Annotated in this window: 15 protein-coding genes and 4 tRNA genes; 8 read left to right on the top strand and 11 right to left on the bottom strand. The window is 62.5% G+C overall.

The annotated features are described in order from the left end of the window. Positions 1–74: 74 nt before the first annotated feature. Positions 75–332 carry a hypothetical protein gene (locus tag ACGYLQ_RS19165; protein ID WP_394444389.1) on the bottom strand — a complete coding sequence of 86 codons (258 nt, stop codon included), beginning with the start codon at positions 330–332 and terminating at the stop codon, positions 75–77. A 581-nt stretch (positions 333–913) separates the two neighbouring features. After that, positions 914–997, bottom strand: a tRNA-Tyr gene (locus ACGYLQ_RS19170). Between the two features lie 113 nt (positions 998–1,110). Between ACGYLQ_RS19170 and rlmB the strand changes: the two genes are divergently transcribed. Further along, entirely contained in the window at positions 1,111–1,887 is a 777-nt protein-coding gene (rlmB, locus tag ACGYLQ_RS19175) for a 23S rRNA (guanosine(2251)-2'-O)-methyltransferase RlmB (RefSeq protein WP_322329430.1), read from the top strand. A gap of 250 nt (positions 1,888–2,137) precedes the next feature. Here the strand turns inward: rlmB and ACGYLQ_RS19180 are convergent. The 5 genes from ACGYLQ_RS19180 to ACGYLQ_RS19200 all read right to left on the bottom strand — a co-directional run bounded on the left by ACGYLQ_RS19180 (position 2,138) and on the right by ACGYLQ_RS19200 (position 5,928). Then, positions 2,138–2,212 (bottom strand) — tRNA-Gly (locus tag ACGYLQ_RS19180). A 155-nt stretch (positions 2,213–2,367) separates the two neighbouring features. Further along, positions 2,368–2,442 (bottom strand) — tRNA-Gly (locus ACGYLQ_RS19185). 218 nt (positions 2,443–2,660) lie between these two features. Beyond that, entirely contained in the window at positions 2,661–4,334 is a 1,674-nt protein-coding gene (gene ctaD / locus ACGYLQ_RS19190) for a cytochrome c oxidase subunit I (protein WP_067261244.1), read from the bottom strand. Between the two features lie 186 nt (positions 4,335–4,520). After that, positions 4,521–5,201 (bottom strand): lipoyl(octanoyl) transferase LipB, encoded by a 681-nt coding sequence (gene lipB, locus ACGYLQ_RS19195; protein ID WP_394444391.1) that lies wholly within the window; start codon positions 5,199–5,201, stop codon positions 4,521–4,523. A gap of 46 nt (positions 5,202–5,247) precedes the next feature. Beyond that, a complete protein-coding gene (locus ACGYLQ_RS19200; protein WP_394444392.1) occupies positions 5,248–5,928 on the bottom strand; it encodes a DsbA family oxidoreductase in 681 nt (226 codons plus the stop codon). Between the two features lie 220 nt (positions 5,929–6,148). Between ACGYLQ_RS19200 and ACGYLQ_RS19205 the strand changes: the two genes are divergently transcribed. From ACGYLQ_RS19205 to ACGYLQ_RS19215, 3 genes are all read left to right on the top strand, one after another. Beyond that, positions 6,149–6,234: transfer RNA gene (locus tag ACGYLQ_RS19205), tRNA-Leu, on the top strand. Between the two features lie 289 nt (positions 6,235–6,523). Then, a complete protein-coding gene (locus ACGYLQ_RS19210; protein WP_394444394.1) occupies positions 6,524–8,338 on the top strand; it encodes an autotransporter assembly complex family protein in 1,815 nt (604 codons plus the stop codon). After that, positions 8,338–12,498 (top strand): translocation/assembly module TamB domain-containing protein, encoded by a 4,161-nt coding sequence (locus ACGYLQ_RS19215; protein WP_394444396.1) that lies wholly within the window; start codon positions 8,338–8,340, stop codon positions 12,496–12,498. Before ACGYLQ_RS19210 ends, ACGYLQ_RS19215 begins: the two co-directional genes overlap by 1 nt. 33 nt (positions 12,499–12,531) lie before the next feature. Here ACGYLQ_RS19215 and ACGYLQ_RS19220 read toward each other — a convergent pair whose 3' ends face one another. Continuing rightward, on the bottom strand, positions 12,532–13,068 hold the full coding sequence (locus ACGYLQ_RS19220) for a flavin reductase family protein (protein WP_394422589.1): 537 nt from the start codon (positions 13,066–13,068) through the stop codon (positions 12,532–12,534). Positions 13,069–13,328: 260 nt separating this feature from the next. Here ACGYLQ_RS19220 and ACGYLQ_RS19225 point away from each other — a divergent pair, with 260 nt between their 5' ends. Then, positions 13,329–13,835 (top strand): DUF992 domain-containing protein, encoded by a 507-nt coding sequence (locus ACGYLQ_RS19225; RefSeq protein WP_394444398.1) that lies wholly within the window; start codon positions 13,329–13,331, stop codon positions 13,833–13,835. A gap of 72 nt (positions 13,836–13,907) precedes the next feature. On the opposite strand, the gene ACGYLQ_RS19230 is transcribed toward ACGYLQ_RS19225, so the two are convergent. Then, positions 13,908–14,480, bottom strand: coding sequence for an MOSC domain-containing protein (locus ACGYLQ_RS19230; RefSeq protein ID WP_394444400.1), 573 nt, complete (start codon positions 14,478–14,480; stop codon positions 13,908–13,910). Between the two features lie 60 nt (positions 14,481–14,540). Then, on the bottom strand, positions 14,541–16,496 hold the full coding sequence (gene acs, locus ACGYLQ_RS19235) for an acetate--CoA ligase (protein ID WP_394444402.1): 1,956 nt from the start codon (positions 16,494–16,496) through the stop codon (positions 14,541–14,543). A 350-nt stretch (positions 16,497–16,846) separates the two neighbouring features. Here acs and ACGYLQ_RS19240 point away from each other — a divergent pair, with 350 nt between their 5' ends. The 3 genes from ACGYLQ_RS19240 to ACGYLQ_RS19250 all read left to right on the top strand — a co-directional run bounded on the left by ACGYLQ_RS19240 (position 16,847) and on the right by ACGYLQ_RS19250 (position 19,990). Next, positions 16,847–17,863, top strand: coding sequence for a C4-dicarboxylate TRAP transporter substrate-binding protein (locus ACGYLQ_RS19240; RefSeq protein ID WP_394413443.1), 1,017 nt, complete (start codon positions 16,847–16,849; stop codon positions 17,861–17,863). Positions 17,864–17,960: 97 nt separating this feature from the next. Then, entirely contained in the window at positions 17,961–18,590 is a 630-nt protein-coding gene (locus tag ACGYLQ_RS19245) for a TRAP transporter small permease subunit (protein WP_394444404.1), read from the top strand. Next, positions 18,590–19,990 (top strand): TRAP transporter large permease, encoded by a 1,401-nt coding sequence (locus ACGYLQ_RS19250; protein WP_394444406.1) that lies wholly within the window; start codon positions 18,590–18,592, stop codon positions 19,988–19,990. Before ACGYLQ_RS19245 ends, ACGYLQ_RS19250 begins: the two co-directional genes overlap by 1 nt. Before the next feature lie 6 nt (positions 19,991–19,996). On the opposite strand, the gene ACGYLQ_RS19255 is transcribed toward ACGYLQ_RS19250, so the two are convergent. Then, a complete protein-coding gene (locus ACGYLQ_RS19255; RefSeq protein ID WP_394444408.1) occupies positions 19,997–21,103 on the bottom strand; it encodes an AI-2E family transporter in 1,107 nt (368 codons plus the stop codon). Between the last annotated feature and the right edge of the window lie 35 nt (positions 21,104–21,138).

A 21,138-nucleotide genomic window follows, 5' to 3' on the forward strand; every position in this document is an offset into this window, starting at 1 on the left:
TCAACCAACCCGATCAGCAGGTGCAACGAGTAGCTTAATTTACGCCAGATCCTGTCCAAGAGATGGGGAGTAGCTCAGTGCTCAGAGATTTTTCTCTCTAGCTTGCGTTTCATTACCTCGTATTCGTCCCGCTGATCAGGATCAGTTGGCGGAGCAGGTGAGTCTTTACCGAACGCAAGCTTGTAAATTTGTTGCATCCCTTCGACGTACTCTTCTGTCCCAATTGGATCAGGAAGCTTCTGGCCGAGCGACACGCTGCCAATGTTGGGGGCGTCGTGATACCGGTTCAGGAGGTCTTTGAAGGCTTGAAAGGGCGGAAACTCCATTGTCATGCTTGGTCCACCTGAGACCGTCTCCCTATGGATGCGCGCCAACAGCTGAGTACGCATGAGCTGAGTTGGCCGATCCCCATCTCGTTCAGCATCCAATTCCCGAAAGGAAGATTTCGCCCGTCGCCAATCTGGGGCGACATCATCGCCATCGGTAGTCGACAGCTCTTCGAATGGCAGAGGGAGGGCATATATCGACGCCCCCGGAGGCTCACCTCCCGTAGCATCCCTATATGCTTCGTCCGCGTCGAGCCTTTGTCTTCTTGCGTACTCTTGCCTAGCTTCCAAAGAACTCATTTGGGCTATCAATTCATCATGCTCTTCTGCCCAAGTCACAACCAATTGGATTGCCTTGGAGTATGACACGTCACCGCAGGGCCTTAGCCAAATTTTTTGGTCAAGCAAGTCGTGGAGCTTTTGCGGAACACGTCTCTGATAGAAGTATCTTCCACGGTCGATCTTGAGGTATCGAACTTTCTTCGGGGATGCCATTGTATCGAAAGCGCCTGATTTGTATCGAAATCGGAGTAAGAATGCCGAGATGATACCACCACCATTCTATGCTTTCAAAGCATTAGCGGTAGTGGTGGGCGACCCTGGAATCGAACCAGGCGTGCGTCTCCGCGAGGGAGTTACAGTCCCCTGCCACACCTTGCGGCCTGTCGCCCACTTTGTCCCGGTGCATTGCACCTGACGTGGGGGCGTGATTACAAGCGAGCCAAAGAAGCGTCAAGGCGAATTCCTGAGAAATCTTGGGGAAATCGCACGAAAGGATAATGAGATGAAAAAACCCAAATGGGTCGTGCAAAAAGAGCAGGACAAGAAGGCCGAAGCGGCGCAGACGGTCTGGCTGTTCGGCCTGCATGCGGTGCGCGATGCGCTGATGAACCCGCGGCGTGAAAAATTGCAGTTGATGGTCACGCCGAACGCGCAGGCGAAGCTGGAAGAGGCCATCGCCGAGGCGGGAATCACGCCGCAGGTCGTGGACCCGCGCAAGTTCCGCCCGCCGCTCGATCCGAACTCGGTCCACCAAGGTGCCGTTTTGGAGGTGAAGCCGCTGAACTGGGGCCGGTTGGAGGATGTGGCCATCGGTGATTCCGCGCCGCGGCTCTTGCTGCTTGACCGGGTGACCGATCCGCATAACGTCGGCGCGATTCTACGCTCTGCCGAAGTGCTTGGCGCCTCGGCGGTCATCGGCACCAAACACCATTCCGCGCCCGAGACCGGGGCGCTGGCCAAAACCGCCAGCGGCGCGCTGGAGCGCCAGCCCTATCTGAGGGTCCGCAACCTTGCCGATGCCATCCGCGCCCTGCAGGAGATGGGCTATCTGGTGCTGGGGCTTGATGGCGAGGCCACGCAGACCATCGAGGAGGCCGTCGAGGGCCGCCGTGACCGCCCCGTGGCGCTTGTTCTGGGGGCCGAGGGGCCGGGGCTGCGGGAGAAGACCCGCGAGACCGTAGACGCGCTGGTGAGAATTGATGCAGCGGGCGGATTCGGCTCGCTCAACGTCTCTAACGCGGCGGCTATCGCGCTTTATGCCAGCCGGGTTGGCGGCTGAGAATCGGCAAGAACTGGCTCAAATCCGAGCAGGGGGCAGGGCGGCCGGGCCCGGCCCCTTTGAAAACGGCTAAGGCTTCCTAAATTTAAGGGTGACCGCAGGCCCGGAACGCCTGCCGGCCACCTACTGTCCCTCGTTCCGTACCTTACGCCCCGTGTTCGTCATGGGGCGTTTTTTTATGTAGGGCTAGATACACAAAAGCCGCCCCGAAGGGCGGCTTTGCGTTTCCTACGGGGTGGTAGGATCAACCTGGAGCGGGCGAGGCGATTCGAACGCCCGACCCTAACCTTGGCAAGGTTATGCTCTACCCCTGAGCTACGCCCGCATCCGGTTGGTGAGGGGGGAATACCCATTCCCACAGGGGGCTGCAAGGGGGAAATGAAGCGATCTAAGCGTCGCGCGGCAATTTTTTTCGCGGTGGTTTTGGGGGCGGAAAACACAAAGGGCCGCATCCGAAGATGCGACCCTGTGAAGTCCAGATGGAGCGGGCGAGGCGATTCGAACGCCCGACCCTAACCTTGGCAAGGTTATGCTCTACCCCTGAGCTACGCCCGCTTACCGTCTGGTGAGGGCGAGATACCTATTGGGGCGGGGGGCTTCAAGAGGGAAAAGTGGTTTTGGTGGAAAAATTTGCGTAAGGCGGGGGCTCTGCCCCCGGACCCCCGAGGGTATTTGAGAAAGGATGAAGTTGGAGGGGAGGGGCGGCTGTCAGAGGAGTGGGGGCAAAAGAAAAGGCCCCGCGGGAGAGCGGGGCCTTTGTGGTTTGGGTCAGCTTAGTGGCTGTGCTGCTTGTCCCAGTCTTCCTGTTTCGGAAGCTGCTCGAAGGTGTGTTCGGGCGGCGGGCTGGGCAGGGTCCATTCCAGCGTGTCCGCGAATTCGTTCCACGGGTTGTTTGCTGTGGAGCGCGCGCCGCGGGTCAGCGTGTAGGCCATCACCCCGAAGAAGAAGAGGAAGGAGGCGAAGCTGAGGAAAGCGCCGATCGAGGACCACTGGTTCCAGTAGGCGAATGCCTCAGGGTAGTCGATGTAGCGGCGCGGCATGCCTTGACGGCCCAGGAAGTGCTGCGGGAAGAAGGTCAGGTTTGCACCGATGAACATCGCCCAGAAGTGCAGCTTGCCGGCCCATTCGGGGTACATGCGGCCCGTCATCTTGGGCAGGTAGAAGTAGATGCCCGCGAAGATGGCGAAGACGGCGCCGAGCGACATCACGTAGTGGAAGTGCGCCACGACGTAGTAGGTGTCATGGTAGGCGCGGTCCACGGCGGCCTGGCTCAGCACGATGCCGGTGACGCCACCGACGGTGAAGAGGAACAGGAAGCCGAAGGCCCAGAGCATCGGTGTTTTGAACTCGATCGAGCCGCCCCACATGGTGGCAATCCAGCTGAAGACCTTTACCCCCGTTGGCACCGCGATGACCATGGTGGCCAGCATGAAGTAGGCCTGCTGGTTCAGGGTCATGCCCACGGTGTACATGTGGTGCGCCCAGACGACGAAGCCCAGTGCGCCGATCGCGATGATCGCCCAGACCATCGGCAGGTAGCCGAAGACCGGTTTGCGCGAGAAGGTCGCGATGACGTGGGAGATGATGCCGAAGCCGGGCAGGATGATGATGTAGACTTCGGGGTGGCCGAAGAACCACAGGATGTGTTGGTAGAGGATCGGGTCACCACCGCCTGCGGGATCGAAGAAGGCGAAGCCGAAGTTACGGTCCATCAAGAGCATGGTGATCGCGCCCGCCAAAACCGGCAGGGACAGGAGGATCAGCCAGCTTGTGACGAAGATCGACCAGGCGAAGAGCGGCACTTTGAACAGGGTCATGCCGGGGGCACGCATGTTCAGGAAGGTGGTGATCATGTTGATCGCACCGAGGATCGAGGAGGCGCCGGAGACGTGCACCGCGAAGATCGCGAAGTCCATCGACATGCCCGCTTCGCGGACCGAAAGCGGCGGGTAGAGCACCCAGCCCACGCCGGAGCCGAGCTGCCCGTTGCCGCCGGGTGTCAGCAGCGAGCAGACCGCGAGGGTGGTGCCCGCGACATAAAGCCAGAAGCTGAGGTTGTTCATCCGCGGGAAGGCCATGTCCGGCGCGCCGATTTGCAGCGGCATGAAGTAGTTGCCGAAACCGCCGAAGAGCGCGGGAATCACGACGAAGAACATCATCAGGATGCCGTGGCCGGTGATCAGCACGTTCCACAGGTGGCCGTTTGGCGTACAGGCGGCAGAGCTATCCGCGATGAAACGCGCGCCTTCCATACACATGTATTGAACGCCCGGATCCATGAGCTCGAGGCGCATGTAGACGGTGAATGCCACCGAAATAAGACCGACCAAGGCCGAGACGATAAGGTACAGAATACCGATATCTTTGTGGTTGGTGGACATGAACCACCGGGTAAAGAACCCCCGGTCGTCGTGATGATCTTGGCCGTGAATGGCTGCGTCTGCCATGCGGTGCCTCCTGCAAATGAATTGGACACATGGCGCCATAGGCGGCACATGCGGTGTCGCGCCCGTTTTAGAGCGACCGTCTCGCGGGGGCAATGGGCGCGATGGTCGCAGGGTGGGTATTTTTTGCGCTGTGGCGATCGCCGCAAAATCCGGCCTTTGGGGCGCTTGGCGCGTGCTTTGCCGCTGTTAGGGGGTGATGTCGCAGCTGCCTGTGGGGTCGCTGGCAAAGACCTCAACAAAGGTGGCGCGCAGGGCAAGATCGACATCGTCCATCGTGACGGGCAGGCCCAGATCGACCAGTGAGGTCACCCCGTGGTTCGTGATGCCGCAGGGGACGATGCCGCCAAAATGGCTGAGGTCCGGCTCCACATTGATGCTGATGCCGTGGAAGCTGACCCATTTGCGCAGCCTGATTCCAATGGCGGCGATCTTGTCTTCGGCGGGGCTGCCATCGGGCTGGGTGGGTTTCTCGGGCCGTTGCACCCAAACCCCGACGCGACCGGGGCGGATTTCGCCGCGCAGGTTGAATTGATCCAACGTGGCGATGACCCAGTTTTCGAGCTGGCGCACGAAACAGCGTACATCGCGCCCCCGGGCGGCGACGTTGAGCATCACATAGGCCACGCGCTGGCCTGGCCCGTGGTAGGTATATTGCCCGCCGCGCCGGGTGGGATAGACGGGAAAGCGGTCGGGCTCTGTCAGGTCTTCGGCCCGCGCCGAGGTTCCGGCGGTGTAGAGCGGGGGATGTTCGACCAGCCAGATGCATTCCTCGGCCTCGCCGGCGGCGATGGCGGTGGCACGCGCCTCCATCCACGCCTCGGCGCTGCGGTAATCGGTCAAGCCGTCGGTGATGATCCATTCAACCATGGGGATGCCTTAGCAAGACCCGGGCCGCACCGCCAGAGGCGCAGTGTCAGGCGGCAGCGTCGCGTTCCTCCAAGACCTTGCGCAGGAGTTGGGCATAGTTTTCTGCTCCTTGCGCCCCGGTGATCAGGTATTTGCCCTCGAAGATCATCGACGGCACGCCAGAGATGCCGCGCGAAGTCCAGAATTGCTGCGCTTCGCGGGTCTGTTCGGCAAAGCTGCCGCTGCGGAGCACCTCCAGCGCCTCATCCCGGTCCAACCCGACGGAGGCCGCCACATCGGCAAGCACATCGGTATCGTTCACATTGCGCCCTTGAGTGAAATGCGCGTCGAACAGGGCCATCTTCAGGGGGTGTTGCAGCCCTTGGACCTGCGCCCATGTCAGCAGTTGATGCGCGGCAAAGGTGTTTTGCATCCGCGTGTCGTCGGAAAAGTTGAAGGTAAAGCCCAAGTCTTGGCCCATCTGGGTCAGCCGTTTGCGATTCTCGACCGATTGTGCAGGGGTTGAGCCGTATTTCTCGGCCAGATGTTCGGCCATGTTCTGGCCTTCTGCTGGCATTTGCGGGTTCAACTCAAAGGGGTGCCAACGCACGAAAGCGCCGACGCCAACCGCGCCGAGTGCTTGCTCAAGTTGTTTGTAGCCCACGATACACCAAGGGCACATTACATCCGATACGATGTCGATTTGTACGGTGGCGGTATCTGTGGGGGTGGCGGTGTCTGAGGGCATGGCGTGTTCCTTCTTGCTTGCGTCACAGATGGCCCGCCGAACGCGCTGATTCAACGGTTGGGCCGTCAGATTGCAGGGCGGTAAGGGGATTGTGATCGGGGGTGGGGTTGCGGAAAATCGGGGGCTGAACCCGCTTTCTGAAACGCATTGAAAAAATTTGCAGATTGCCTCTTCACAAGCCCTTGGTCTTTGGCTAAACCCCGCCCACCAACCATGGCGTGCGGTCGTGGCGGAATGGTAGACGCGCAGCGTTGAGGTCGCTGTGGGGTAACACCCGTGAGAGTTCGAGTCTCTCCGACCGCACCACCATGCTTTGCAATGCAAAGCGATGGTCGGCCCCCCTGAAAGAAAAAGGTTTTGGTCCTCGTCTCGGGCCGTGGTCAGCCTACACTCTTGCTGCGCGGTATCTTGCCGATTCCGCGCGTGACACCTGCGCGGGGCGGGGCAGGCCGTTCTCATCGCGCGATTCCCCCGGCAGAGTGTTTGCAGCCAAGGCGGCAATGCCGTTTAACGGTTGCTAAGAATAAGGCCCGTTTGGGCGGGCAAAGGAGAACCGGCGCGAAAACCGGGGTGACGAACGCAAGGAGGGTAGCGCGTGGCGCAACAAGGGCAGACTCAAGGGGCGGCGCTTTGTCTCGCTCTTGGACTACTTCTTGGCGGGGGAGCTGCGGCACAGGCCGCGGAACTGGCCATCACCGGCATCGCGGCGGATTCGGACCTCTATGCCACCCTGCGCGATGGGTCCTTGCTGGCCGAGCAAACCGATGAGGATGCCGAGCCTGCTACGCCGCAGGAATTGGTCGCCGCGGCGCAGGCCGATTATGGGCGGCTTTTGGCGCTGCTTTACGACAACGGGTATTTCGGGCCGACGCTCAAGATCACCTTGGATGGCGTCGATGCCGCCGCGATTCCCCCTGTGCAACCGCCGCGCCGCATCGACCGGGCCGTGATCACGGTAGACCCGGGGCCGAAGTTCCGCTTTGGCGCGACCCGCATCGCGCCCGTAGCCCCGGGCACCGAGTTGCCAGACGGATTTGCCGCGGGGGAGACCGCGAGCCTTGGCGTGCTGAAGGAAACCGTCTCGGCCGGGGTCAGCGGCTGGCGTGACGTGGGCCACGCGAAAGCGGCATTGACGGATCAAGACCTTGTGGCCAAACACCGTGAGCGCCAGATCGACGCTGCCCTGCGGCTGGCTCCGGGGCCAAAGCTGCGTTTTGGCGCGCTGACTGTGACCGGCAACGAAGACGTGCGCACCGCGCGGCTGATCGAAATCGCAGGGCTGCCACAGGGGGAGGTCTTCTCGCCCGAAGAGTTGGAACTGGCCACTGAACGGCTGCGCCGCACGGGTGCCTTTGACGCTGTGGCGCTCATCGAAGCGGATCGGATTGGTCCGAACGACACGCTGCCCATCACCGCGCAGGTGACCGAAGCACCCAAGCGGCGCTTTGGCTTTGGCGCGGAACTGTCCTCGCTCGAAGGGCTGACGCTAAGCACTTTCTGGCTGCACCGCAATCTGCTTGGCGGGGCCGAACGTCTGCGCCTCTCGGCTGAGATCGAAGGCATCGGCGGCAATTCGGGCGGCGAAGACTATACGCTCTCTGCCCGGTTCGAGCGTCCGGCGACTTTTAATGAAGACACCGATTTCTACGCGCTGGCCACGTTGGAGCAGCTTGACGAGGTGAATTACTTCTCCCGCCAGCTGGATTTGGAAGCGGGGATCGAGCGGATCGCCAACCAGAATCGCACCTATTCCGCGGGCCTCGGCCTGCGCGTGGCTGAGACCGAGGATGCCTTCGGCACCAACCAATACACCCTGCTGACCCTGCCGCTGGGGGCGGAGTTCGACTACCGCGACAAGGAGTTGGACGCGACCGAAGGCTATTACATCGACGCCAATATCACGCCTTTCGTTGCTCTGTCAGGCTCTGAAAGCGGTCTGCGCACTTATCTGGATGCGCGCTACTATCGCAGCTTCGGGACGGAGCGCCCGGTGACGCTGGCCTTCCGCGGGCAGCTTGGTTCGGTCGCGGGGCCGGACCTGTCGGAAGCGCCTGCGGATTACCTCTTTTACTCCGGCGGGGGCGGCAGCGTGCGCGGGCAGCCCTATCAAACGCTCGGCGTCGAACTGCCGAGCGGCGACACCGTGGGCGGGCGCAGCTTTGTCGGGCTCTCGGCAGAGGCGCGCGTGGCCCTGACCGAGAAGATCGGCGTCGTGGGCTTTGCCGATGCAGGCTATATCGGGTCGGAAGAATTCTACGACGGATCAGGCACTTGGCACTCGGGCGCAGGTCTGGGTCTGCGCTATGCCACGGGCATCGGGCCGATCCGGCTGGACGTGGCCGTGCCCACATCGGGGCCAGAAGTGGATGAAGATTTCCAAGTCTATATCGGGATTGGACAGGCGTTTTAATGCGACAGTTTTTGCAGTTCCTCACCGCTGGCCTTGTCTATCTGGCCTGCCTCACACCGGCTGCCGCACAGGATGACGACAAGGGCTTTCTCACCCGGACCATTCAAGACGCGCTGAGCGGCTCGGGCCGCACCGTCAGCATCGACGGATTCGCAGGGGCGCTGAGTTCGGAGGCCTCCTTTGACCGGATGACGATTGCGGATGACGATGGCATCTGGCTGACGCTTGATGACGTGGTGCTGGATTGGAACCGTTCGGCCCTGCTGCGCGGACGGCTGGAGGTCGAGCAACTCACCGCCGGGCGGCTCGATGTCGAGCGCCTGCCGGTCAGCAATGAAGTCGATCTGCCCGATGCCGAGGCCAAACCCTTTGCCTTGCCCGATCTGCCGGTCTCCATCGAAATCGCGGATTTCTCGGTGGATGAGATCAACTTGGGCGAGCCGATCTTGGGCGAGGCGGCGCAGCTTTCGGTAAGCGCCAATGCACGGCTGACCGATACGGTCGGCATCGTCGATTTTCAGGCCCGCCGCACCGATGGTAAACGGGGCGAGTTCGACATTCAGGCCGATTTTGACCGCACCGAAAATGTGCTGGACCTGTTGTTGAACCTGACCGAAGACCCCGAAGGCATCGCGTCGAAACTGCTGAACCTGCCGGGGCAGCCTTCGGTGCAGATGACCGTGAAAGGCGCAGGGCCGCTGGATGATTTCGCGACCGATGTGACCATTGCCACCGATGGGCAAGAGCGTTTGGCCGGGCAGGTGACCCTTGGCACGCAGGCCCCGCGCCGTGCCAGCGATACACCGGACCGCCGCATTCAAGCCGATATCGGCGGCGACATCACTGCGCTGCTCGCCCCGCGCTACCGCGACTTCTTCGGCGAGGACTTGCGGCTGGCGCTGGATGCGCTGCTAGAAAGCAATGGCGCGGTTGAGGTCAGCAGCTTTGCCCTTGCCGCGAACTCCGTCGATCTGCAGGGGCAGGTCACGTTGAACCAAGAGAAATGGCCGACGCTGATCGACATCTCAGGCCGGATCGAAAATCCCGATGGCACCTCGACCCTTCTGCCGATCTCGGGTGAGGGCACGCGGGTCGAGGCCGTGACCCTGCGGGTGGATTACGATGCCGCCGATGGCGACCGTTTCGACAGCGCCTTCGACATTACCGGGCTGGACACGGGCGCGCTGCAAATCGCGCAGACGCAACTGGCGCTCGACGGTATTCTCGAAGGCAACCTTGGCAGTCTGGGGCAATTCCTCGGCGATGTGACCTTTGCCACCGAGGGGCTGACGCTGACCGATCCGGCAAGTGCCGAGGCCGTCGGCGATGCGATCACCGGCAGCGCCGAGATCCGCTTTGTCGAAGGTGAACCGATTGAGATCAACGGGCTGACCCTATCGGGCGAAGACTATGGCCTGACCGGCGAAGCCGCGATCGACGGGGTCGACACCGGGCTGCTCACCCAGTTGAAGATGACGCTCGAAGCCCAAGATATCAGTCGCTTTTCCGCGCTGGCGGGCCGCGATATCGCGGGTGCCACGGCGCTGGCGCTGAACGGGACGGTGACGCCTTTGGGCGGCATGTTCGATCTGGCGATTGCTGGGGGGACCGATGACCTTGAGATCGGGATCGAACAGGCCGATGCGGTGCTGGCAGGACGGACCAGCCTTAGCATGGTGGCGAAACGCAACGAGACGGGGACTTTCCTGCGCGATCTTGAGTTGAAGAACGATGCGCTGGACCTGACCGGCGATGTCGAGCTGCGCAGCGAAGACAGCCGCGCGGCCTTGGACTTCACACTAGCTGATGTCGGGCTGGTGCTGCCGCAATACGAAGGCCCCATCGCGGTCAAGGCGACAGCGGTGCGAGAGCCGCGCGGCTGGGTTGTCGACGCGGCCACCGATGGCCCTTATGACGCAGCGCTGACCGTCTCGGGCTTGGCCACGGGCGAGGACGCGCAGATCGACTTCACCGCCGATATCCCCCGGATCGAAGATTTCCTGCCCGAGGCGGATATCACCGGCCCGGTCACCGCTAAAGGCGCATTGCGCCAGACGCCGCAGGGGTGGAAAATCGAAACCGAAGCCAGCGGCCCGTTGGAGGCGCAGGCCTCGGTCGAAGGGCTGGTCACGCCGCGCGTCGATGTGGCCTTTGACCTGTCGCTGCCCGATATCCAACCCCTTGTCCCGCAGATCAACGGCGGGGTCGCGGCCAGCGGCACGCTTGAGCAGACCGAACAGGGGTTTGTCGTCGATATCATTGCCATTGGCCCCTACGACAGCCGCGTCGCGGTCGAAGGCTTGGCGACGGGGCCTGACATGGCGCTGCGCTTTGACCTGACCTTGCCGGATGTCAGCCCGCTGGCCCCCGGGGTGAACGGGCCGCTGGCGGCCACGGGCGACATCCGTCAGACCGATGCCGGTATCGCCGTGGATGTCAGCGCCGATGGCCCCTATGGCAGCAGCGCCATGGTCGAAGGGCTGGTGACCGGAGAGGTCTCTCTTAGGTTCGACGTCTCGGTGCCCAATGTGAACCCGCTGGTGCCCAGTGTCTCGGGTTCTTTCGCCGCCAAAGGCGTGGCGCGTCAGACCGAGAACGGCGTGGTCCTCGATGCCAGCGCCAGCGGGCCTTACGGCGCGCGGGCGACGGTCGAAGGCTTGGTCACCGGCCCCAATGCGGCGGTTGATTTCCAGTTGAACATGCCCGACATCGGCGCCTTGGTGGAACAGGTGAACGGCCCGCTCAGCGTCGCAGGCTCGGCCCGGCGCGAGGGGGAGGCTTGGCGCATCGACACCAGTGCCAATGGCCCCGCGGGCACGCAGGCGACCGTAGCAGGGCTGGTGAACCCCGATGGGAGGCTGAACCTTGATATCGCGGGCAATGCGCCGCTTGGTCTGTCGCGCCCCTTCCTTGCCCCGCGCAATTTGCAGGGGCAGGCGCGCTTTGATTTGCAGATCAACGGCCCGGCGGCACTGTCGTCGGTCAGCGGTCAGATCACCACCAGCGGCGCGACCTTCACCGCGCCGAATCTGCGGGTGGCGCTGCGGGGGATCGACGCGGACGTTCAGCTTGGCAATAATCGGGCGCAGCTCAATGTGACCGGTCAGGCCGTCGATGGCGGAGAGCTGCGCGTGGCGGGGGCGATCACCCTGACACCGGCCTTGCCTGCGGATATCAACGTGACCCTGCGCAACCTCGTCTATGCGGACCCGAGCCTTTACAGCACAACGCTGAACGGCGATCTGCGGCTTGCCGGTCCCTTGAGCGGGGGGGCGCAGATCACCGGGGTGATCAACGCGGGCGAGACGAATATTCAGGTGCCCGCAACGGGTTTGACCTCGATCGGGGACATCCCGCAGATCACCCATGTCAACGCCCCCGCCGATGTGCTGGCCACCCGCCGCAAGGCCGGGTTGGAGGGGGGCGAGGCCGGGGATGATCCCGCGGCGGAGGCGTCCGGCCCCGGGTTCGGGCTGAACCTGCAACTCAACGCACCGAACCGGATTTATGTCCGGGGCCGCGGGCTGGATGCAGAACTGGGCGGCGCGCTGAACCTCAGCGGCACCACCAACCGCATCATCTCGGCCGGGCGGTTCGAGTTGATCCGCGGGCGGCTCGATATCTTGGGCAAACGCTTCTTGCTCGACGAAGGGTCGATCCAGTTTCAGGGCGATTTCATCCCCTATATTCGCTTCGTCACCTCGACCGATACCGAAGCGGGGGAGGTGCGTGTCATCGTGAGCGGCCCGGCGAATGAGCCTGAAGTCACTTTCGAATCCACCCCCGCCGCGCCGCAGGACGAGGTGCTGTCGCAACTCCTCTTTGGGCGCAACATCTCGGAAATCTCGGCCTTTCAGGCGCTGCAATTGGCCAGTGCGGTAGCGACCCTCGCAGGGCGCGGCGGCGACGGGGTGATCGGCAACCTGCGCGAGGGCTTTGGCCTCGACGATCTGGATGTGACCACCACCGAGGATGGCGAGACGGCGCTGCGGCTGGGGAAATACCTGACCGACAACATCTATACCGATGTGACGGCGGCTTCGGACGGCACGGGGGAGGTGTCGCTCAACCTCGATATCACCGAAAGCCTGACGGCAAAGGGCACCTTGGGCTCGGACGGCGATAGCAGCATCGGCATCTTCTTCGAGCGGGACTATTGATTGAAAGGGGCGCCTTACGGGGCGCCCTTTTTCTTAGCTGTCGTCGCGGGGGGTGAAGTGGCCGTAACGGCCTTGGTCGAACATCAAGCCCGCCGCCCCATCCTCGCGCAGGGCGACCTGTTGCACATGACCCAAGATCAGCGAATGATCGCCCGCCGGATGCACGGCATAGGTCGCGCAGTGAAACCGGGCGAGGCAGCCTGCGAAAGTGGGCACGCCGGCGGCGTCCTCCGTCCAATCGAAACCAGAGAAATCATGGCCTTGGCTTGCGAAACGCTGGGCCAAACCCTCTTGATCCGCGCCCAGCACGTGGATGCAAAAGGATGCCGCCGAGGTGAAACTATCGTGCCGTTTGGAAGAGATCGCAGGCGACCACAGCACCAAAGGCGGGTCGAGCGAGACCGAGGCGAAGGAATTCGCAGTCATCCCCAAGGGGCCTTGGGCGGTTTTCACGGTCACCACGGTCACGCCGGTGCCGAAACGCCCGAAGGCACGGCGCAGCGCCGGGGCATCGCCACTGTCGGGCGAGAAGGGGATCAGATCATCACTCATAGCGACAAGCGGTGCCATGTGGCGGCTGATTTGTCCAGCGGTGCTGGGGCGTTGCGCATCGGCCCCCTTGCGCGGATTTTTGCCCCCGCGGTTGGGCCGAGGAACCGCCGCCAAGGCCCGGCGTTGGGCCAGCGATGAGAGGCATCATCGGCCCCAACCGGTGTCGATGCTGGCTGTCTGAAAGGGGCGGCGCAGGAGGTCTGCGCCGTCTGTCCAAGGCACCCGAATGCCGTTCACAGCAGAAAAGGCGCGTCTCGTCGCGCCGGAAAGTGACAAAGATGATGTATGCAAGCAAACTCACCCTCGGCGCGGCCCTTCTGAGCGCGACCGCCTTCGGCTCCACCGCGATGGCCGATGACAATGAGACCGTCGACCATGTCGAGATCGGCTCCCTGTCTTGCGATGTGGGCGAGGGCACTGGCTTCGTTTTCGGCTCCACCCGTGAGCTGACCTGCACCTTCAACCCCATTCAAGAAGGGCTCGAAGATGAGACCTATGTGGGGGAGATCAACCGCTGGGGCGTTGATATCGGAAAGACCGAGAATGGCCAGATGTCATGGCTGGTGCTGGCCCCGACCGAGCAGGAATATTCCGAAGGCGGGCTGAACGGTAGCTACAAAGGCGTTTCCGCCGAGGCGACCGTCGGTGTCGGCGCAGGGGCCAACCTGATGACGGGCGGCTCCGAGAACACATTGGCACTTCAGCCGCTGAGCGTGAATGCGCAGACCGGCGTGAACTTTGCCGTGGGCGTGGGTGAGATCAACCTGCAGCGCGTCGAAGGCTAACCCCGCGCAAAAACGTTTGAAATGACGATCCGGGCCGTCCCTTTGGGGCGGCCCATTTCTATGTGAGAGGCGTCAGAGCTTGATCAGCCAGTCCCCGCGCCGAACGGTGCCGTCCTGCACGATCCTGCAAAGGACACCGCGCAGCCGATGCGGGCGGTTTTCCTTTCGGTTGATCCACCGCAGGCTGTCTTGGCCATAGCGGTAGCGCCATTTGATGCAGCCGGTGTTGAACTTATCGCTCACCTCCAGCACCGCAGACCCGGCTTGAAGGCGTGTGCCGACGGGCAGGTTCTCATGGCCAAGGTCCATGTCCACGATCATCGTATCGCCGGGGTGGGGCGTGTTTGCACGGTCGCGCCAGCAAAGATCCATCACGCGTTTGGGCAGGATGGAGACCTGTATCCGCGGATCGGGGCTGCCGTCGGGCAGGGTCAGCCAAGGTTTCTCGGTCCAACGTTCGCCAAGGATGCCTTGGGCCACGGTCAGCTCCAGTTCATCACGGAAATCCCGCTCCCCGTAATCGGGGCGAAAGCAAAGCTCTTCGATCACGGCGCCATCCTTGGGCGCGGCGAGGATATCCGGCAGGGCGGCGTCGCATTCCGCAGCGGAGGCGGGCGGCGGCACTTGGGGGGCGGTTTGGTCCATGTCTCTCTTTCTCATGCAACGCGGCGCGGGGGCAGGTAGCCGCCCGCGCCGCGCAGCGTGTCAGCGGTTCATGCGGTTGCCGATCAGATCGTCCACCACGCCGGGGTCCGCCAGCGTCGAGGTGTCGCCCAATGCGCCGTAATCATCCTCGGCGATCTTGCGCAGGATGCGGCGCATGATCTTGCCCGAACGTGTTTTTGGCAGGCCCGGTGCCCATTGGATCAGATCGGGCGAGGCGATGGGGCCGATCTCTTGCCGAACCCAATTGCGCAACTCGGCCCGCAACTCTTCAGAAGGTTCCTCACCGCTCATCAAGGTGACATAGCAATAGATGCCTTGGCCTTTGACGTCATGCGGGTAGCCGACCACGGCGGCTTCGGCCACTTTGTCATGGGCGACGAGGGCGCTTTCCACTTCGGCGGTGCCCATGCGGTGGCCCGAGACGTTGATCACATCGTCAACGCGGCCCGTGATCCAGTAGTCGCCATCGGCATCGCGTTTGCAGCCGTCGCCGGTGAAGTAATAGCCCGGGTAATCGGCGAAATAGGTCTTTTCGAACCTTTCGTGATCGCCCCAGACCGTGCGCATCTGCCCCGGCCAGCTGTCGGCGATGCAGAGCACGCCCTCGGCAGGGTTGCCGTCGATCTCTTGTCCCGACGTTGGGTCCAGCACCACCGGTTTGATGCCGAAGAAGGGTTTCATCGCGGCCCCCGGTTTCATGTCATGCGCGCCGGGCAGGGGGGTCATCAGATGGCCGCCGGTCTCGGTCTGCCACCACGTGTCGACGATGGGGCAGCGGTTCTGGCCGACGACCTCGTGATACCAGTTCCACGCTTCTGGGTTGATCGGCTCGCCCACGGTGCCAAGGATGCGCAGCGAGGACAAATCGCTTTTGGTCACATAGTCATTGCCTTGCCCCATCAGCGCGCGGATTGCGGTGGGGGCGGTGTAGAACTGCGTGACTTTATGCTTTTCGCAGACCTGCCAGAAACGGCTGGCGTCGGGGTAGGTGGGCACGCCTTCGAACATCAGCGTGGTCGCGCCATTGGCCAGCGGGCCATAGACGATATAGCTATGCCCGGTGACCCAGCCCACATCCGCCGTGCACCAGTAAATGTCGCCGTCGTGGTAATCGAACGTCACCTCATGGGTCAGCGCCGCATAGGTGATATAGCCGCCGGTGGTATGGACCACGCCCTTGGGCTGACCGGTGGAGCCTGAGGTGTAGAGGATGAAAAGCGGGTCTTCGGCGCCCATCGCCTCCGCTTCGCAGGTCTCGGCGGCATCCTTGATCAGCGCGTTGTAGTCGCGGTCGCGGGCATCATCCCATGCCACGTCACCGCCGGTGCGGCGCACCACGAGGCATTGCACGCTGGCATCGCATTGCGCCAGCGCCTTGTCGGCATTGGCCTTAAGCGGCGTGGCCTTGCCACCGCGTGGCGCTTCATCAGCGGTGATCACCACCTTCGCCTCGCAGCCATTCACTCGGGCGGCCAAAGCATCGGGGGAGAAGCCTGCGAAAACGATCGAGTGAATCGCCCCGATCCGCGCGCAGGCCAGCATGGCATAGGCAGCTTCGGGGATCATCGGCATATAGATGATCACGCGGTCGCCTTTGCCCACGCCGAGATCACGCAGCACATTGGCCATGCGGCAGGTGGCGCTGTGGAGCTCGCGGTAGCTGATGTGTTTGGCCTCATCCTCGGGGCTGTCCGGCTCCCAGATGATCGCGGTCTGATCGCCGCGCGCCTCAAGGTGGCGGTCGATGCAATTGGCGCTGACGTTCAATTCGCCATCCGCGAACCAATTGATGCTGACCGACCCGAGGTCGAAGTTCACGTCGCGCACTTGGGTGAAGGGTTTGATCCAGTCGATCCGCTGCGCCTGTTCGCGCCAGAACCCATCGGTGTCGGTGACCGAGGCTTGGTACATCTTGTCATAGGTCTGCGCGTCCACATGGGCCCGGGCGGCCATGTCGGCGGATGGCGGATAGGTCTTGGCGGTGGCGTCGGACATGGTGGTTCCTCCCTTGATGTTCGCATCACCACGGGGGCGCGGGTCAAACCCGGTGGCCGTGGCGTCCTCCTCAGCCGGATCATAGCGGCCCGTGAAAAGAAGGGAATAAGCAACTGGATTACAAGGGCTTGCCTGTAAAGGTTTTTCCCGATCGGGGCGATTCCTGTAAATTTTCCGCTCTTCCCCGGTGATTGGCACGGTATTTCAAAGCCTTGCCAGTCAAACTTGGCGCAACTGTCTTGCGGCTGTCGTATTTGCGCGGCATGACGGGGTTGGCAGGCCAGCCCCCGCGGGGTAGCCTGTGCGCCAATCCGCCCACCCGGGGGCGGCAACTATGGGAGAGAGCCATCATGAAAAATCTGCTGAGCGGTGCCGCCGCCTGTGCGCTGACTGTCGCGTTTGTAAGCGAAGCTGCCGCGACCGAATGGAACGCCTCGGTCTGGGGCAAGCGCCGCGCCTTCACCGAACATGTGGAAAAGATTGCCGAACTGGTCTCTGAGAAGACCGACGGCGAATTCACCATCAACGTCAGCTACGGCGGCCTGTCCAAGAACCGCGAAAACCTCGATGGTATCTCCATCGGCGCTTTCGAGATGGCCCAGTTCTGCGCCGGCTACCACGCCGACAAGAACCGCGCGATCACCGTGTTGGAACTGCCGTTTCTGGGGGTGAGCAACCTTGAAGAGGAAGTCGCGGTTTCCAAAGCGGTCTATGACCACCCCGCCGTCGCCAAGGAGATGGCGCAGTGGAACGCGAAAATGCTGATGACCTCGCCCATGCCGCAGTACAACCTTGTCGGCACTGGCGATCCGCGCACCACGCTGGAAGATTTCGACGGCATGCGTGTTCGCGCCACCGGCGGTCTGGGCAAAGCCTTTGAAGCCGTCGGCGCCGTGCCCACATCCGTGACCGCGACCGAAGCCTATAACGCGATGGAATCGGGTGTCGTTGACACCGTGGCCTTCGCCCAGCACGCGCATCTGTCCTTCGGCACCATCAACAAAGCCGACTGGTGGACCGCGAACCTCAACCCCGGCACCGTGAACTGCCCCGTTGTGGTGAACATCGACGCCTATGAAATGCTGAGCGACGAAGAGCGCGAAGCGCTCGACAGCTCGGTCGATGAGGCGCTGGATCACTACCTCGCCAACTATGCGGAACTGCTGGAGCGTTGGGATTCCGTTCTCGAAGAAAAAGGCGTGGAGAAGGTTGAGTATTCTCCCGAAGTCATCGCCGAGTTCAAAGAAAAAGCGGCCGATCCCGCGCGCGAAGCATGGATCGAAAACATGGAAGCGCAGGGCATCCCGGGTCAGGAACTTTATGACCTGGTGATGGAGACGCTGGAAAAAGAGCGCGCCTCGAACTAAGCCCAGCCGGGCATGACTGTGAGGGCCGTGCGGATTGACCGCGCGGCCCTTTCGACTTCCAAAACGCAACAAACAGACTTTCTGAAAAGGAGAGCCGATGGCCGGATCATCCGCCGTGCTGGAGGACAGCAGCCTCCTCAGCCGCCTCGACCGGGGCCTGCTGAAGCTGGAAACCTTCTTTGCCCTGATCTCGGGGCTTGCCGTTTTCTCACTGATGATACTGGCCGTCTGGTCCGTGGGGGGGCGCAAGTTCTTTTCCACGCCGCTGGCGGGCTATGTCGACTGGATCGAAGCGGCGATGCCTTTCATCGCCATCATGGGCATCGCCTATACCCAACGCATGGGCGGCCATGTGCGCATGGACATCCTGATCGGCCAGCTGAAGGGCCGCGCGCTTTGGGCGGCGGAACTGCTGTCGGTGGTGCTGATCCTTTTGCTGATGCTGGCGCTGACATGGGGCGCTTGGGCGCATTTCGACCGCAGCTTTGACATGAACGCCCCGATGTGGAGCCGCGACAGTTCGATCGACATCGGTCTGCCGATCTGGCCCAGCAAACTGGTGGTGCCGGTGGCTTTCGTCGTGATCTCTCTGCGGCTTTGCCTGCAAATTTGGGGCTATGGCCGGGCCTTGGTGCTGGGGCTGGAACGCCCCGTGGCCGTGCCGCTGGTGCAATCGGCGGCGGAACAAGCAATGGCCGAGGCCGAACAACTGGATGGACGTGACTGATGGATCCTATTGAAATCGGCCTTTGGGTCTCGGGCGGTATGCTCGTCATGGTGGTGCTTGGCATGCGGGTGGCCTTTGCCGCGGCCATGGCGGGGCTTGTCGGCCTGATCTGGATTTTCTGGGCCAAGAAGGGCATGGAGTGGGACCAGCTTGGCTGGGCGCTGACCGTGGCGATCAAGACCGCAGGCCAAGTGCCGCACTCTAAGGTATCGAGCCAGACGCTCTCGCTTATCCCGACCTTCATTCTGATCGGCTTTTTGGCCTATTACGCGGGCCTGACGAAAGCGATCTTCGAGGCGGCGAAGCGTTGGTTCGCCTGGGTGCCGGGCGGTTTGGCGGTCTCGACCGTTTTCGCCACCGCAGGCTTTGCGGCGGTGTCTGGCGCGTCGGTCGCGACGGCGGCGGTCTTTGCCCGCATCGCCATCCCCGAAATGCTCAAGATCGGCTATAACAAGCAATTCGCAGCCGGTGTCGTGGCGGCAGGGGGCACGCTGGCCTCATTGATCCCGCCCTCGGCGATCCTTGTGATCTATGCCATTATCGTGGAGCAGGACGTGGGCAAGCTGCTGCTGGCGGGCTTCGTGCCCGGTGCCTTCTCTGCGGTGGTCTATGCGGTGTTGATCATCGGCATCGCGATGATCTGGAAAAGCGTCGGCCCGCCGGTGCGCGGCTTTACATGGGGCGAGCGTTTTGCCTCGCTCCCCGCTGCGATGCCGATTGTTGCCGTGGTCGTGATCATCATCTTCTTCGTCTACAACCCCTTCGGCGACGCTTGGGGCACCCCGACCGAGGGCGGGGCCGTGGGCGCCTTCATCGTCTTCTGCATGGCCGTCTTCCGTGGCATGCGGCTGGCCGAGTTGAAGGACGCGCTGCTGGAGACCGCGAAGCTGACGGTGATGATCTTTACCATCATCTGGGGCGTGCTGATCTATGTGCGCTTCCTTGGCTTCGCCGATCTGCCGGGCGCTTTCGCCGATTGGATTTCCTCGCTCCAAACCTCGCCGATGCTGATCCTGATCTGCATCCTCTTGGCCTACGCCGTGCTGGGGATGTTCATGGACGCCATCGGGATGCTGCTGCTGACGTTGCCGGTGGTCTATCCGGCGGTCATGGCGCTCAATGGGGGCGAGATGGTCTCGGCCGCCGACAGCGCCTTTGGCATGTCGGGTCCGATGTGCGCGATCTGGTTCGGGATTCTGGTGGTGAAGATGGCGGAGTTCTGTCTGATCACCCCGCCCATCGGCCTGAACTGCTTTGTCGTCGCGGGCGTGCGCCCAGACCTTAGCGTGCAGGACGTGTTCCGCGGCGTGATGCCCTTCTTCATCGCCGACGCGGTCACCATCGGCCTCTTGGTCGCCTTCCCGCAGATCGTGCTTTGGCTGCCGTCCCTCGCGGGATAAGCGGCCTTAGCCACCGGGCTTTTCCGCGGCGGGTTCATCCGCCGCGGTTGCCGCCACATCGGGGGCGGATTTATCCAGAAAATGCCCGATCATGTTGAGCGCGGTCACGTTCTCGCAGATCACCTTGAAAACCACGAGGAAGGGCACCGCCACCAGCGCCCCCGCGATCCCCCAAAGCCAGCCCCAAAAGACCACGGTGAGGAACACCGCCACCGTGTTCAACTCCAACCGCCGCCCGACGAGGTAGGGGGTGATGAATTGCCCCTCGATCCCGGTGAGGATCTGATAGCCAAGCGGGGCGAGGATGGCATAGCCGACACTGTCGAAGGTCGCGATGGCATAGGCCCCCACCAGCACCGCGCCGATCACCCCGCCGATATAGGGCAGAAAGTTCAGCAAGAACGCCGCCAAACCCCAGACGTAAGGCACGGGCAGTCCAAGCGCGAAGAGGTAGAGGCCGACCGAAATGCCCAGGCCTGCGTTGATGATGGTGATGGTCAGCAGGTAGCGCGAGACGCGGCGCTCCACATCATAGACCGCTTTCAAGGCGCGTTTCTTGCCGGTGAAGGTCTGAAAGGACTGCACGAGCTTGAGGTAGAACAGATCGCCCGAGGCGAGCAGGAACAGCGCCAAGACCAAAGCGACCGCCACGGTGCCCCCGATCCGCGCGCCGGTGTTCATGGCGTTGTCCAGCAAGCCGGGCTGTTTGACCACCACCTCATCGGGCTTCCCGCTGCCATTCTCGGTGCCGATCTGTTCGACCTGTTCGGTGGCCGAGCGGACATCCTCGACCGTCTGCGCCCAGCCCTGCAGCTTGCGCCGTATCTCACTGCCCATGGTGGGAATTTCGTCGGACCAAGTCGCCACGGTGCCCGCCGACAGGCCAGCCAGCACAAAGATGATCAGCCCGACACAGCCAATCAGCAGCACGGCACCCAATGGGGCGGAGATGCCGAATTTCTCGAAAGAGCGGATCAGCGGGCTGAGCGTCAGCGCAAGGAGGAAGCCCAGCAGGATCGGCAGCAGCAAGTCCTTGGCGAAATAGGCCGTCACGAAGAGGGCGATCAGAACCAGCACCTCCAGCAGCCGTCTGATCGCGGCGATATCGTTCAATGTCTTCCCCCCAGATGCCCTGCGCATACGTCAGG

Origin of the sequence: Sulfitobacter sp. 1A12779, from assembly GCF_043557315.1 — a bacterium.
Lineage (GTDB): Bacteria > Pseudomonadota > Alphaproteobacteria > Rhodobacterales > Rhodobacteraceae > Sulfitobacter > Sulfitobacter faviae.